The sequence below is a fragment of the Streptomyces sp. NPDC091281 genome (assembly GCF_044757425.1).
In the GTDB taxonomy this organism is placed as follows: domain Bacteria; phylum Actinomycetota; class Actinomycetes; order Streptomycetales; family Streptomycetaceae; genus Streptomyces.
In genome coordinates, this window is record NZ_JBIVUY010000003.1 from 1 (window position 1) to 13748 (window position 13748).

Sequence of the window (13748 nt, forward strand, 5' to 3'; positions counted from 1 at the left end):
ATCGGCTTCCCGCCCGACGTCATCGGCAGCAGCCCGCCCAACGCCGTCCCGCCCGACGCCTCCCGCTTGAACCAGATGTTCGGGAACGCCAGGAAACGGTGCCACGCCACACCCATGTTGGTGTTCAGGCCGACGACCACCATCCACAGCAGCGACGTGCTGATCTTCACCGCCGCCACCGTGTGCACCAGGGTCTCCAGCGTGGTGGCGGACAGGCCGTCGAAGGCGAGGACCAGTGGATACGAGGCGAAGTACGTGACCTGGTAGTGGTCGACGTGGTGCAGGACGCCCTCCAGTCCGCGCAGGATCAGGATGGCGAGGCCGATGACGAGGATCGCCGTCTCGACGAAGTACGCCTGACCCGTCCGGGAGCCCGCGAAGCGGGACTTGCGGCCCGCGCGCCGCGGGTTGGCGAGCTGCCGGACGACGATGAGGACCAGGATGCCGACGACCGTCATCAGGCCCATCAGCTCGACGTAGACCTCGTAGACCGGCCAGGTGCCGAGGACGGGGAGCGTCCAGTCCGCCCGGAAGAGCTGGCCGTACGCCTGGACGAGGGCCAGGACCAGGGTGAGGAAGCCGACCGCGACGAACCAGTGCGCGAAGCCGATGATCCCCCAACGGTTCATGCGGGTGTGGCCGAGGAACTCGCGCGTCAGGGTCACGGAGCGCCTGTAGGGGTGGTCGGTGCGGGTGCCCGCCGGGACCGGCTGGCCGAGCAGCACGATGCGGCAGATGCGGACGGTCGCGCGGGTGAAGAGGAACAGGCCCGCGGCCGAGATCGTGAGCGACACGACGATGGCGGCGAGGTGCATGTGCGGCTCCAGAGGGAAAGGGGGGGTGTGCCGCGGGCGGTGACCGGGCGGGGTCCGCGGACCACCGGGTCACCGCCCGCGGGACTCCCGCGCGGTACGGAGAACGGGACGTTTGCCGTCACGGTGCGGTTAACGGCACCTGTCTTGGGCGGGCTCGGTCAGCGGGTGAGGGCCGCCTCGCCGTCGGCCTTGTCGTCGGTGCCGTCGTGGGGGGCGCGGGCGAGGGCGGAACCCTCGACGTCGATGTCGGGCAGAACGCGGTCCAGGCGGCGGGGCAGCCACCAGGCGCGCCTGCCGAGCAGGGCGAGGACCGCGGGGACGAGCGTCATGCGGACGAGGAAGGCGTCGACGAGGACGCCCACGGCGAGGGCCAGCGCCATCGGCTTGACCACCGGGGAGTGGCTGGTGGCGAACGCGGCGAAGACGGAGAACATGATGAGGGCGGCGGCGGTGACCACCTTCGACGCGTGCCGGAAGCCCTCCGTGACCGCCTCGCGCGGCCGGTTGCCGTTGTGGACGTACTGCTCGCGCATCGCGGAGACGAGGAAGACCTCGTAGTCCATCGCGAGTCCGAAGAGCACCGCGAGCACGATGATCGGCAGGAAGCTCACGACCGGGCCGGTGGTGTGGACGCCGAGGAGATCGGCGGCCCAGCCCCACTGGAAGACGGCGACGACGGTGCCGAGCGCGGCGCCCACCGACAGCAGGAACCCGGCGGCGGCCTTCAGCGGGACGGCGACGGAGCGGAACACCAGCAGGAGCAGCACGAGGGCGAGGCCGACGACCACGCAGGCGAACGGGACGAGGGAGGCGCCGAGCCGGTCGGAGACGTCGATGGCGACGGCCGTGGCGCCGGTGACGGCGATGACGGTGCCGGTGTCGGCGCCGAGGCGGTCGGCGTCGTCACGCAGGGTGGTGACGAGGTCGGTGGTGGCCTCGTCCATCGGCCCGGTGGTGGGGACGACGGTGAGGACGGCGACCTCGCCCTCCGGGCTGACCTGGGGCGGCGAGACGGCCTGGACGCCGTCGGTCGCGGCGACGGCCCGCCCGACCTCCTCGGCCTCCTCGCGGAGCCGCTCCGCGGTGGGGGTGGCGTCGTGGGAGCCGGGTTCGACGGTGAGGAGGAGGGGGCCGTTGAAGCCGGGGCCGAAGTGGGTGTCGACGAGGTCGTAGGCCTCGCGTTCGCCGGTGTCCGGGGCGGCGGTGCTGTTGTCGGGAAGGGCGAGGGCGAGGTCCCCGGCGGGTACGGCGAGCGCGCCGAGGCCGACGACGACGAGGAGGACCACGCTCACCGGGCGCTTGACGACGCCGCCGACCCAGCGGCGGCCGAAGGGGGGACGCTCGCGCCGCTTCCTCGGCGGGCGGGGGCGCATCCGCTGCCCGGCGAGCCCCATGAGGGCGGGGATGAGGGTGATCGCGGCGAGGACGGCGACGGTGACGGTGAGGGAGGCGGCGAGGCCCATCACCGTGACGAAGGGGATGCGCACGACGGCGAGGCCCGTCATCGCGACGACGACGGTGAGTCCGGCGAAGACGACGGCACCGCCCGCGGTCCCGGTGGCCCGTCCGACGGATTCGAGGACGCCCTCGCCCTCGGCGAGCTGGGCGCGGTGGCGGGAGATGATGAAGAGGGCGTAGTCGATGCCGACGGCCAGGCCGAGCATCAGGGCGAGGGTGACGGCCGTCGAGGAGACGGCGACCAGGCCGGTGAGGGAGAGCAGGGCGGCGAGGCCGACCCCGAGGCCGATGAAGGCGGGCAGCAGGGTGAGTCCGGCGGCCAGGACCGAGCCGAAGGTGACCAGGAGCACGACCAGGGCGACGACCACGCCGACCAGTTCGACCGGACTGACCTGGGCGCCGCGCGACTTGAAGACGTCGCCGCCGACGGCGGTGTCGAGGCCCGCCTGCCCGGCGGCGTCGACCGTGTCGCGGAGGGCGTCCGCCTCGGCCCGGGTGACGTCGCCGACGGGGACGGCGTACTGCACCTGCGCGAACGCGGTGGTGCCGTCCTCGGAGACGGTCCCGGCCGTGTAGGGGTCGATGACGGCGGCGACGTCGGGCGCGGTCCGCGCGTCGGCGACGACCTCGCCGACCGCCTCCCGCTCGGCCGGGCCGGTGAGCCGGGTGCCGTCGGGCGCGGTGAACACGATCTGGGCGGAGGTGCCGCTGGAGGCGGGGAAGGTGTCGGCGAGGACGTCGAGGGCCTGCTGCGACTCGGAGCCGGGGATGGTGAACTCCTCGTCCGTCCCGTCCCCGACGGCGACGACGGCCGCGACGGCGACGGCCAGCAGGACCAGCCAGCCGAACAGCACCGTGAGACTTCGCCGCGCGGACCAGCGGCCGAGCCGGTAGAGGAGTTTCGCCATGAGAACGATCCCGTCCAGAGATCCGGAGAACGCGTGCTCCGGGGTGACTGAGCCGGTGGTGGGGGCCGGGTCCCGCGGTCGGGTGTCCCCGCGGTCGGGGCCGCGGCACCCGGACGGACCGGGCGGAGGTCGGCGCCGCACCACTTCCCAGCTTTGAGGAAGTGAATTTTCATTTCAGTTTGGCGTGGCGGGTCACGAACTGTCAAAGGGCGGCGGGTGCGCATCCCGCCCGGACCCGGGCGAACAGGACGGACGCGACGGTGACCCGCACCACAGCACAGGGTGGATGCGAGAGGAGGGGCCGGGCGAGGGCCGCGTACCGCCCGTACTGGCGCCGACCTGCGGTTACCGGCCGGTCGGGACCGTGCCGACGGCTCCGCGGCGCGGCTGTCTACTATGTCGTCTCCCCGGTCCCCACACCGATCCGCGGCCCCGGCGCGTCCCTTCGTTCCCCGCGCCGGCCCGAGCCCCAAGGACGAATCAGAACCATGCGCGTGCTCCTGCTCGAGGACGAAGAAGACCTCCGGTACGTGATCTCGGCCGGACTGCGGGACGCCGGATACGCCGTCGACGCGGTGCCCGACTGGCCGGACGCCGAGGTCATGCTCGACCTGGTGCCGTACGACTGCGTGGTCCTGGACCGGATGGTGCCGTCCGGGGACACCCTCCACGCGCTGCGGGCGCGGCGGCAGCGCGGCTGGACGACGCCGGTGCTGTGCCTGACGGCGCTCAACGAGGTGCCGGACCGGGTGGACGGCTTCCGTTCCGGCGCCGACGACTACCTGGCGAAGCCGTTCGCCATGGAGGAGCTGGTGCTGCGGGTCGCCAGCCTGACGCGGCGGGCGCCGGAGCGGCTGCCGGTCGTGCTGCGCCACGCCGACGTCGAGGTGGACGAGGCGCGGCGCGAGGTGCGCCGCGCCGGAATCCTGCTGTCGCTGACGCCGAAGGAGTACGCGGTGCTGCGCCAGTTGCTGCTGCACCGCGAGGACGTGGTGACGCGCAGCGCGCTGATCGAGCACTGCTGGGACGAGATGGCGGACCCCGTCTCCAACGTGGTGGACGCGGTCGTCGCGGGGCTGCGGCGCAAGCTCGGTCCGCCCGCGCTGGTCCAGACGGTGCGCGGGCACGGGTTCCGGCTCACCGTCGGCGCGGACCCGTCGTGACGGGCGGTCCCCCGGACGGGGAGCGGTCCGGCGGCAGGGCGCGCCGGGCGCCGCGGCGGCGCCTCGTGCGGCGTCCGGCGCGGCTGCGGCGCGGCCGGGCCGACGGCGCGCCGCGGGGCGTACGGCCGTCCCCGGCGCGGCGGCGCCTCGGGCGTCTCCAGCGGCGGCTGACCCTCGCGTACACGCTGATCACGCTCGCCGGGGTGGGGGCCCTGTCGTGGCTGGTGATCCGCACGGACGGGCGGTCGTGGCAGTCGGCGGAGTACGAGGAGATGCGCCGCGAGGCCGCGGTGACGACGTCGCTGATCTACTACACGGACGCCGGTATCCAGCTCGACGGGCTGTACGACGACGAGGCGACGAGCGGGCGGTCGCAGGTGCTGGTGCTCCAGGCGCGCGGCGACCGGCTGCGGCGGGTGTTCACCTCGCGCGGCGCCACGAAGGCGTCCGGGGCCGCCGACGCGGAGGCCGTGGGGCGGGTGGCGCGGGCGGCGATGACCAGGGACGACACTGTGCGCGCGGAGGGCCGGACCCGCTCCGGGCAGCCCGTGTACCTGCTGGCGATGCCCTTCTACCACGACTGGACGCAGAAGACGTCGGGCGCGGTCGTCGTGATCGGCGACCCCACGAAGGGGCGGGCCGAGCACCATCGGCTGGTGGTGGCGGTGCTGTCCGGTTCGGGGCTGCTGGTGCTGCTGGCGGCGGCCACCGGGTACGTGCTGTCGGGGCGGAGTCTGCGTCCGGCGTGGGAGGCGCTCGACGCGCAGGAGCGGCTGCTGGCGGACGCGGCGCACGAGCTGCGCACCCCGGTGGCGGTGATGCGGGGGTCGGTGGACATCGCGGACGCCGATCCGGGTGATCTGCACACGCATCTGCCGCGGCTGCGGCGGGCCACGGACCGGATGACGGACGTGGTGGACAACATCCTCACGCGGGGCCGGCTCCAGGCGTCGAGCACGTTCCGGCCGGTGCCGCTGCGGCTGGACCAGCTGGTCGAGCAGGTCTGCGAGGAGCTGCCGCCGTCCCGGCACACGGTGACCCTGTACCTCGACGCCTCGGTGGTGACGGCCGACCCGGAGCTGGTGCGGATCGCGGTGCGCAATCTGCTGGCCAACGCGCTGCGGCACGGACGGACCCCGGGTGATCCGATGGACCGGTCCGAGGTGGACGTGACGGTGCGGGGCCCGGCGGTGACGGTCGCGGACCGGGGTGTCGGGGTGGACCCGGACGGTCTGCCGGGTCTGCTGGAACGGTTCCGTTCGCCGGGCGGCGGGACGGGGATCGGGCTGTCGCTGGTGCGGGAGGTGGCCGCGGCGCACGGCGGGGACGTCGCGGTGCGGCGGCGGCCGGGCGGCGGGTCGGCGTTCGTGCTGACGCTCGGGCCGGTCCAGCGGTCGGCCGGGCGGCGGCGCGCGGCGCGCCGTCCCGCGGACCCGGCCGCGGGCTCCGATCCGGCCTCATGAAAACCTCACGGTCCGCGGCTCAGGATGTGCGCATCAGTACGTACCTTGCACAGGAGCCCGTGTGTCGAAGCACTCCGCTGTACCCTTCCTGCGCCGCAGGAGCACCCTCGTCGCGGGGGCCGTCGGTGTCGCGGCCGCCCTCGGAACGGGGCTGACGCTGTCCAACGTCTTCGCGGACACCCCGGCCGCGAAGGCGGCGCCGAAGGTGGTGCTCCCCAAGGCGAACGCCACGTTCGACTACCAGATCGGCGGGGCGTACACCCCGGCCAAGGGCGTGACCGCCGTGTCGCGCGACCGGTCGGCCAAGCCCGCGAAGGGCCTGTACAACGTCTGCTACATCAACGCGTACCAGGCGCAGCCCGACGCGTTGAGCTGGTGGAACAAGAACCACCCGGACCTGGTCCTGCGGGACAAGGCGAAGCGTCCGGTCATCGACGAGGACTGGGGCGAGGCGCTCCTGGACACGTCGACGGCGGACAAGCGCACCCGTCTCGCCAAGGTGGTCGGCGCGTGGGTCGACGGCTGCGCGAAGAGCGGTTTCCAGGCGATCGAGCCCGACAACCTGGACTCCTACGAGCGTTCGGGCGGGCGGCTGACGAAGGCGCAGAACTCGGCCTTCGCGAAGCTGCTGGCCGACCGGGCGCACGCCAAGGGCCTGGCGATCGGGCAGAAGAACACGGTCGACCTCCTCAAGGACAGCAAGAAGGTCGGGTTCGACTTCGCGGTCGCCGAGGAGTGCGGTCAGTACAACGAGTGCGGTGACTACGCCAAGACGTACGCCAACCGCGTGTTCGTGATCGAGTACGAGGACAGCGGCTTCAGCCGGGCCTGCTCGGGCTTCGGCACCAAGCTCGGGATCGTCCAGCGCGACCTGGACGTGTCGGTCCGCGGTTCCGGGGACTACACCTTCCGTACCTGCTGATTCCCCCCCCCGGTCCAGTCGGCCGCGGCTCCCGCACCGCCCTCCCCTCGGGCGGTCCGCGGGGCCGCGGCCGGCTGCTGTCCCCGGGTCTTCCCGGCCGGTGTCAGGTGCCGACCGGGGAGTCCGGGGAGAGGGCGAGACGGGTGCCGGTGAGGCGGACGGTGATCCCGTCGTCGTCGGTGGCGACGTCGCTGAGGGACACGCCGTCGGGCAGGGCCGGGGTGGCGACGGGCTGCTTCGTGAGGCGTTCGACGAGGCGGTCCGCGACGCGGTCGGGGAGGCCGGGGGTCTCCATTCGGCCGAGGGTGACGCCGCTGCCGTCGGTGACGCTCACCTCGGCGCTCACCTGGACGGCGCCCAGGATCGGGACGGTGGCCTCGGCGACGACGCGGCCGGCGCGGGAGGCGTCGGCGCGGAAGGCGAGTCCGGTGGCCGCGGCGAGGTCGTCGTAGGTGATCCGTACGGTGCCGGTGACGCTGTCGACGTGGACCTGGTCGCCGGACTTCTCCACGCCGTCGAGCCGGGCGTCGAGTTCGGAGAGGGGGATGCGGCGGTCGGGGGTCGGCGGTACGTCGTCCATCTCGACGTCGACGCGTCGCAGGCCCCCGGAGAGCTGGGTGACCGCGGGGAAGCCGTGGACGCGGACCTTCGGGTCGTGCTCCAGGCGCATGGCCGTGGCGGCGCCGTCGGCGACCCGTTTCTCCAGCCACACGGCGAGCAGCCGGTCACCGCCGACGAGGGCGGTGCCGACGGCGAGCAGGGCGGCGAGTCCGATCACCGCGAGACGTTTCGGGGGGCGCGGGAGGCGCGGACGCATGGTGCTCTCTCTCGGGGAGGGGTGGGGATGGGCGACGGGGTGCTAGCGGAGGTCGCGCTGGGCGGCGATCACGTGCTGGGTGACGGGGTTGGTGTTCAGGAGGCGCTGGAAGCGTTCCGCGAGCGCGGGGAACTGTCCGGCCAGGGCGGTGGCGAGCCGCATCTCGACTGAGGCGACGTCGGTCTCGCAGGTGTCGCGTTCGACGGCGCGGACGGTGGCGGCGGCCACCTGCCCGGCGGTGACGGTGCGCATCCCGCGCGGCAGGGACGCCCCGGTCCGCACGATCATGCCGCTGTCGCCGATGAGGCCGGGCTGGATCAGGGACACGCCGACGCCGGTGCCGTGCAGGTCCTGGCGGAGGGAGAGGGCGAAGCCGCGCAGGCCGAACTTGGTCGTGCCGTAGAGCGGGGCCGCGCTCATGGCGGCCTTGCCGGAGAGCGAGCCGATGAAGGCGAGGTGGCCGCGGCCCGCGTCGAGCATGGCGGGGAGGAGCAGGCGGGACAGGACGAGCGGGGCCCGCAGGTTGACCCGGAGGGCGCGGTCGAGCTGTTCCACCGAGTGGTCGAGGAGGTCTCCGCTGCCGGGCAGGGCCGCGTTGGCGACGAGGAGGTCGACGTCTCCCGACTCGGCGGCGAGGCGTTCGACGTCGGCGGGGTCGGCCAGGTCCGCGACGACGGCGCGGGCGCCGGAGCGTGCGGCGAGTTCACGCAGCGGTCCCGCCCGGCGGGCGGTGAGCACGAGGCGGGCGCCGCGGCGGCCGAAGGCGTCCGCGAGCGCGTGCCCGAGGCCGCCGGTGGCACCGCTGATCAGGACGGTCGCGCCGGAAATCCGCACCGGGTGGTCTCCTTCGAGCCGTTGACGTCAGCATTAATATCAAAACGAAGCTTCATTTTATCTTGAGCGGTCGCCGCAGACCCGTCAACCACGCGAGGTCACCTTGTGAAAAATGAAGGTTTCTTTTACTTTATGGCCATGCCAAGAATGTCCCCCGTCCGCGCCGAGGTCACCCGTGCCCGCGTCCTGGACGCCGTGCGCAGTTGCGTCGACCGCCACGGGCCGCACGGGACCACGATGGAGATGATCATCGCCGAGAGCGGTCTGTCCACCGGCACGGTCTACCGGTACATCGGCGGCAAGGACGAGGGGATCGCGGCGGCCGTGACGGCGTCGCTGCGGCAGATCGCCGAGCCCTGCGCCGCCGTCCTGCGCGCCGAGCCGCTGCCGTCGCCGCCCGAGACGGTGCGCCGCCTCCTGGATCTGGTCGACGGGTTCTCGCGGCGTCCGGACCACTCCCTGGTGCGGGTGGCCGTGCACGGACTGAGCGCGGTGGCGTCCTCCCCCGCCCTGCGGGCGGGGACGTCCCCCGCCTACCGCGCGCTGCGGGACCTGTTGCGCGAGGCGGCGGTGACCTGGCGGCGCACCGGGGCCCTGCCGCCGCGGGCGGACGCCGACGCGGTCGCCTCCACGCTGCTGTCGCTGATCCTCGGCTGCGTCACGCGGCAGGCGCTCGACCCGCGCGCGGGCGAGCGGGCCCGCGCCGCCACGGTCCGCACGGTTGAGGCCCTCTACGCGCCTGGCGGCACCGCCGCCCCGCCCCTGGTGCCCCGGCCCGTCCGCCGGACCGCCCCGCCGGACTGACGGGCGGTCCCGTCCGGCGCGGGCCGGGCCGCCGGGCGGGAGGTGAAGCGCAGCGGCGCGTCGGCGACCGGGTCGTGGCGCAGAAGCCGCTCGTCGTCCCGGTAGGCGACGTTCATCCGCCAGGGGCGGCCGGTGCCCTGCCGGGGGAAGAGCCCGGCGGCGCGGCGGGCGTACCCGGCGGCGAAGTCGAACAGGGGCCGGTCCGGTTCACCGGCGGCCGGGGGGTCGACCTCGAAGGCGGTGTGTCCGCGGGCCGCCATGTGGGCGAGCAGCCGCCGGTAGTGCTCCCCCACGAGACCGACCCGCAGGGTCCAGGAGATGGTGGTGTACCCGAGGGCGAAGGCGAAGTTGGGGACACCGCTGAGCAGCATGCCCTTGTACGCGGTCGCCTTCGTGACGTCGATCTCCCGGCCGTCTACGGCGAGTTCGATGCCGCCGAAGGCGAGGAGGTCGAGTCCGGTGGCGGTGACGACGACGTCGGCGTCGATGCGGCCGCCGGAGCGCAGGGTGACGCCGTACGGGGTGAAGGTCTCCACCTGGTCGGTCACCACGGACGCGCGGCCGGAGGAGAGCGCCCGGAACAGGTCGCCGTCCGGCACCACGCACAGCCGCTGGTCCCACGGGTCGTAGGACGGGCGGAAGTGCGGGTCGAGGGCGAAGCCGCGCGGCAGCAGCCGGCGTTGCAGCAGCCGGATCGCCGTTCTCACGAACGCCGGGTGGCGGCGGCTGGTGCGGTACAGGAACGTCTGGAGCGCGACGTTCTTCCTGCGGGTCAGCGCGTACCCCGCCCGCTCCCCCAGCGTCCGCCGCAGCACGTTGGCGACCGGGTCGCGGGAGGGCAGGGGCAGGACGTACGTCGGGGACCGCTGGAGCAGGGTGACGTGGGCGGCCCGCCGGGCGAGCGCGGGGACCAGCGTGACGGCGGTGGCGCCGCTGCCGATGACGACGACCCGTTTGTCCGTGTGGTCGAGCTCCCGCGGCCAGTGCTGGGGGTGGACCAGCGCGCCGCGGTAGCGGTCGGTGCCGGCGAAGGCCGGGGTGTGGCCCTCGTCGTAGCGGTAGTAGCCGGTGGCGGAGAACAGGAAACGGCTGGTGAAGCGGACCGGTTCGCCGGTGGCGGTGCGCACCGCGTGGACCGTCCAGCGGACGTCATCGGAGGACCACTCGGCGCGCACGACCCGGTGGCCGTAGCGGATGTGCGGGTCGACGCCGTTCTCGTGGGCGGCCTCGCGGATGTAGCCGAGGATGTCCGCGCCGTCGGCTATGGCGCGGTCCTTCGTCCAGGGCTTGAACGCGTAGCCGAGCGTGTGGAGGTCGGAGTCCGAGCGGACGCCCGGATAGCGGAACAGGTCCCAGGTCCCGCCGCTCGCCTCCCGTCCCTCCAGGACGAGGTACGAGTGGCCGGGCAGGGTGCGGCCGAGCTGGCAGGCCACCCCGATCCCGGACAGGCCCGCGCCGACGACGAGGGTGTCGACATGGGGCACGGCGGGGGCGGGTGTGCGGTCGGCGGGGGCCGCCATGGCAGGGTTCCCTTCCTCGGTGGACGGATGAACGGGGCTTTCTAGTAGGCGAGTTCGGCCAGTTCGCGGGCGGCGCGGCGGCGCAGGGCGGCGCTGCGGCCGAGGACGGGGAGCACTCCGTTGCGCAGACCGCGGGTCGGTGAGGAGCGGAGCACCGCGAGCCGGGTGAGCCGGTCGGTGAAGCCCGCGACGCGCAGTCCGACCGGCCGGCGCAGGCCGTTGTAGGAGCTGAGGGCGTTGTGGGCGAGGCAGGAGCCGAGGAGGACGGCGTCCTGGATGCCGGTGTTCATGCCCTGCCCTCCGGCGGGGCTGTGGACGTGCGCGGCGTCGCCCGCGAGGAGGACGCGGCCCTCGCGGTAGCGGTCGGCGACGAGGCTGTGCACCCGGAAGCTGGACGTCCAGCGGGAGCTGACGACCCGGGCGGGGGTGGGCAGCCGTTCGTCGAGGAGGGCCTGGACGTCGTCGAGGCCGGGCTGCTCCGGCGCCGTCTCGCGGGAACCGGCGACCCGGAAGTAGCCCTCGGGCAGCGGGGCGACCACGGTCATCCCCGTGGGGCCGAAGAACAGGTTGAGTTCGTGGCGGCTGACGGCCTCGGTGTCCAGCACGACGTCGGCGAGGATGAACCGCTGGGAGTAGCTGTCCCCGGTGAAGCCGATCCCGGCCTGGCCGCGCACGGTGCTCTGCATGCCGTCGGCGCCGACGACGTAGCGGGCGCGGAGTTCCTGCCCGGACCGGGTGGTGAGGGTGGCTCCCGTGGCGTCCTGGCGGACGGCGGTGACCTGGTGGGGGCGCCGCACGGTGTGGCCCAGCTCCTTGAGGCGGGCGAGGAGGATCTCCTCCGTCCGGTGCTGGGGGATCATCAGCATGAACGGGTACTCGGTGGGCAGGCCCGCCAGCGGTACCTCCAGCAGCCTGCGGTCCCCGTCGCGGATGACGAAGTTGTCGACGCGCAGACCGTGTTCGACCAGCCGGTCGGTGACACCGAGGGGCTGGAGGACCTCCAGGGTGCGGGCGTGCACGGCGGCGGCCCGGGAGCAGTTGTGCCCCTCCGGATCGCGGTCGAGGATCACGAAGTCCACCCCGGCGGCGGCGAGTTGCAGCGCGAGGACGAGCCCGGTGGGACCGGCGCCGACGACGGCGACGTGCGTGCTCGCGGGGAGGGGGGCGGTCGCGTCGGCCGCCGTCGCCCCCTTGTCACCGGGGGCGACCGCCGAGGTGGTGGGGGCGGGGGCCTTGGTGCGGGCGGGGTCTGCCGTGGGTGGGGTGCCGTTCCTGCCCGTCGTGGATGCCGCTGCGGACGGGGGGTTCTGCATGACGCCTCCTGGAGCCGGTTCGGTGCGGGTGCGGTCGGGCCGTGTGACAGGTACGGGGACAAGGGCGTACGGGGCTGGGCGTACGGGGGCTGGGCGTCAGGGCGTCAGGGTGGACGTCCGGGCCTTTCCGGGGCGCGGGTCGCCGGGGAACTCGTGCGGGTTGTGCGCGCAGAAGATGTCGATCTCGGGGTGAGTGCGGGCCAGTTCGCGCAGCCGGGTCTGGTTCCAGACGCGCTGCTGGCGGTTGGTGGTCACGAACGCCTCGAAGGCGGCCACCTTCTTCGGGACGTACGGTCGTGCCGCCTTGATCTGGCGGGGGTCGAAGTAGGCGTCCCCGGCGTGCAGGAGCCAGCCGTCCGCGCTCTGCACGGCGACACCGGAGTGGCCGTGGGTGTGGCCGAAGAGCGGCACGAAGAGGATCTCCTCGGGGAGCCCCTTGAGGTGGCGGACCGCCTCGAAGCCGAACCAGCGTTCACCGGTGTCCGCGTACGTCTCGAAGCGCGGCCCGTGGTCCCAGAGCGAGGGCCGGTAGCGGCGGCGGGCGACGAAGCCGTCGCGGGCGGTGGCCGCGTCGAGTTCGCGGCGGTGGAGATGGACCTGCGCGGCCGGGAAGTCGGCCAGGCCGCCGATGTGGTCCAGGTCCATGTGGGTGAGCACGATGTGGCGGACGTCCCCGGGGTCGAGCCCCAGGGCCTTGATCTGGTGCACGGCGGCGAGCGCCGGGTCCACCAGGGGGCGGCCCCAGCCGTAGGCGAACTCCCAGCCGAGGCGGGAGCCGATGTTCTCGTAGTCGAGCGCGCCGAGGCCCGTGTCGACGAGGACCAGCCCGCTGGAAGGTGTCTCGACGAGCAGGGTGTGACAGACGAAGTGGGCTCCGTCGATCTTCATGCCCCGGACGACGGCGCAGTTCAGGTGATGCACGACGAGCGGTGACGACATCCGACCTCCTGTAAAAATGAACCTTCATTTCATCTTGGTCGCGCCGTTTCCGCACTGTCAAGGGCCGGGGTGAACTTCGGCCACCCGCCCCAGGCCCCGACGACCCCCGGCGAGCCGGTCTTGTGAATACCGAAGATTCCTTCTATTTTGAAGACATGCCGAGAGTTTCCGCAGCTCACACCGCTGCACGCCGCGCACACGTACTCGACGCCGTACGCGCCAGCGTGGACCGCCACGGCCTCCAGGGGACGACGATAGAGACGATCATCCAGGCCAGTGGACTCTCGACCGGAACGGTCTACAAGTACATCCGGAGCAAGGAGGAGGGCATCGCGGCGGCCGTCGGTGAGACGCTCGAAGAGGTCACGCGCCGCTTCCTGCCCGTCCTGCGGTCCGACCCGCTGCCCCCTCCCCCGGAGCTGCTCCGCCGCCTGCTGCTCACGGTCGAGGCCTACGCCGAGGGCCACCGGCGGCACTACTCGCTGCTGCGCGTGGCCGTTCACGGAGGCAGCGCCCTGAACGGCGCGGACCCGGCGGGCACGACGTCCCCCACCTACCGGGAGTTCCGCGACCTGCTGGCCTCGGCGGCCCACGCCTGGCGCGCCGACGGCACCCTGCCGCCGGGCGCCGACCCGGGCGCCGTCTCGCACACGCTGCTCTCTTTGCTGCTCGGCTTCATCACGCAGCACGCCCTGCTCGCGGACACGACGGCCGAGGCCCACGCGCGGGCCTGCGCGGCACTCTTCCCCTCCCGGAACGACCACCCGCGGGCGCTGCCGCGTCCCTGAGATC

General features: G+C 73.4%; 11 protein-coding genes and 1 pseudogene. 5 read left to right on the forward strand and 7 right to left on the reverse strand.

All coding sequences use genetic code 11. From position 1 onward, the window contains the following. Window positions 1-815, reverse strand: a pseudogene (locus ACIQPQ_RS08870) (Fe-S oxidoreductase); the annotation flags it as partial. Between the two features lie 158 nt (window positions 816-973). Continuing rightward, complete coding sequence (locus tag ACIQPQ_RS08875) at window positions 974-3181, reverse strand: MMPL family transporter (protein ID WP_401301603.1); 2208 nt, start codon at window positions 3179-3181, stop codon at window positions 974-976. A 488-nt stretch (window positions 3182-3669) separates the two neighbouring features. Between ACIQPQ_RS08875 and ACIQPQ_RS08880 the strand changes: the two genes are divergently transcribed. From ACIQPQ_RS08880 to ACIQPQ_RS08890, 3 genes are all read left to right on the forward strand, one after another. Next, a complete protein-coding gene (locus tag ACIQPQ_RS08880) occupies window positions 3670-4344 on the forward strand; it encodes a response regulator transcription factor (protein WP_401301606.1) in 675 nt (224 codons plus the stop codon). Between the two features lie 83 nt (window positions 4345-4427). Then, the gene (locus ACIQPQ_RS08885; RefSeq protein ID WP_401302664.1) at window positions 4428-5807 is read left to right on the forward strand and encodes a sensor histidine kinase; all 1380 of its coding nucleotides are present in this window, start codon (window positions 4428-4430) and stop codon (window positions 5805-5807) included. 61 nt (window positions 5808-5868) lie between these two features. Further along, on the forward strand, window positions 5869-6729 hold the full coding sequence (locus ACIQPQ_RS08890) for an endo alpha-1,4 polygalactosaminidase (protein ID WP_401301609.1): 861 nt from the start codon (window positions 5869-5871) through the stop codon (window positions 6727-6729). 103 nt (window positions 6730-6832) lie between these two features. On the opposite strand, the gene ACIQPQ_RS08895 is transcribed toward ACIQPQ_RS08890, so the two are convergent. Then, on the reverse strand, window positions 6833-7507 hold the full coding sequence (locus tag ACIQPQ_RS08895; protein WP_401301611.1) for a DUF2993 domain-containing protein: 675 nt from the start codon (window positions 7505-7507) through the stop codon (window positions 6833-6835). An 81-nt stretch (window positions 7508-7588) separates the two neighbouring features. Further along, on the reverse strand, window positions 7589-8380 hold the full coding sequence (locus ACIQPQ_RS08900; RefSeq protein ID WP_401301614.1) for an SDR family NAD(P)-dependent oxidoreductase: 792 nt from the start codon (window positions 8378-8380) through the stop codon (window positions 7589-7591). A gap of 138 nt (window positions 8381-8518) precedes the next feature. Between ACIQPQ_RS08900 and ACIQPQ_RS08905 the strand changes: the two genes are divergently transcribed. Then, complete coding sequence (locus ACIQPQ_RS08905; RefSeq protein WP_401301617.1) at window positions 8519-9184, forward strand: TetR/AcrR family transcriptional regulator; 666 nt, start codon at window positions 8519-8521, stop codon at window positions 9182-9184. On the opposite strand, the gene ACIQPQ_RS08910 is transcribed toward ACIQPQ_RS08905, so the two are convergent. From ACIQPQ_RS08910 to ACIQPQ_RS08920, 3 genes are all read right to left on the reverse strand, one after another. After that, window positions 9112-10704: a flavin-containing monooxygenase gene (locus ACIQPQ_RS08910; protein WP_401301619.1), complete on the reverse strand. Its 1593-nt coding sequence runs from the start codon at window positions 10702-10704 to the stop codon at window positions 9112-9114. The two genes, ACIQPQ_RS08905 and ACIQPQ_RS08910, sit on opposite strands and share 73 nt — an antisense overlap. 41 nt (window positions 10705-10745) lie before the next feature. After that, window positions 10746-12017 carry an FAD-dependent oxidoreductase gene (locus ACIQPQ_RS08915; RefSeq protein WP_401301622.1) on the reverse strand — a complete coding sequence of 424 codons (1272 nt, stop codon included), beginning with the start codon at window positions 12015-12017 and terminating at the stop codon, window positions 10746-10748. Window positions 12018-12113: 96 nt separating this feature from the next. Next, on the reverse strand, window positions 12114-12956 hold the full coding sequence (locus ACIQPQ_RS08920) for an MBL fold metallo-hydrolase (protein WP_401301625.1): 843 nt from the start codon (window positions 12954-12956) through the stop codon (window positions 12114-12116). A 155-nt stretch (window positions 12957-13111) separates the two neighbouring features. Here ACIQPQ_RS08920 and ACIQPQ_RS08925 point away from each other — a divergent pair, with 155 nt between their 5' ends. Continuing rightward, window positions 13112-13744 (forward strand): TetR/AcrR family transcriptional regulator, encoded by a 633-nt coding sequence (locus ACIQPQ_RS08925; RefSeq protein WP_401301627.1) that lies wholly within the window; start codon window positions 13112-13114, stop codon window positions 13742-13744. The last annotated feature ends 4 nt before the right edge of the window (window positions 13745-13748 follow it).

Excerpts from the sequence above, each read along its gene's own strand:
- ACIQPQ_RS08915 (WP_401301622.1), bottom strand. The coding sequence starts at position 12,017 with ATGCAGAACCCCCCGTCCGCAGCGGCATCCACGACGGGCAGGAACGGC.
- ACIQPQ_RS08925 (WP_401301627.1), top strand. The coding sequence starts at position 13,112 with ATGCCGAGAGTTTCCGCAGCTCACACCGCTGCACGCCGCGCACACGTA.
- ACIQPQ_RS08875 (WP_401301603.1), bottom strand. The coding sequence starts at position 3,181 with ATGGCGAAACTCCTCTACCGGCTCGGCCGCTGGTCCGCGCGGCGAAGT.
- ACIQPQ_RS08880 (WP_401301606.1), top strand. The coding sequence starts at position 3,670 with ATGCGCGTGCTCCTGCTCGAGGACGAAGAAGACCTCCGGTACGTGATC.
- ACIQPQ_RS08920 (WP_401301625.1), bottom strand. The coding sequence starts at position 12,956 with ATGTCGTCACCGCTCGTCGTGCATCACCTGAACTGCGCCGTCGTCCGG.
- ACIQPQ_RS08905 (WP_401301617.1), top strand. The coding sequence starts at position 8,519 with ATGCCAAGAATGTCCCCCGTCCGCGCCGAGGTCACCCGTGCCCGCGTC.
- ACIQPQ_RS08910 (WP_401301619.1), bottom strand. The coding sequence starts at position 10,704 with ATGGCGGCCCCCGCCGACCGCACACCCGCCCCCGCCGTGCCCCATGTC.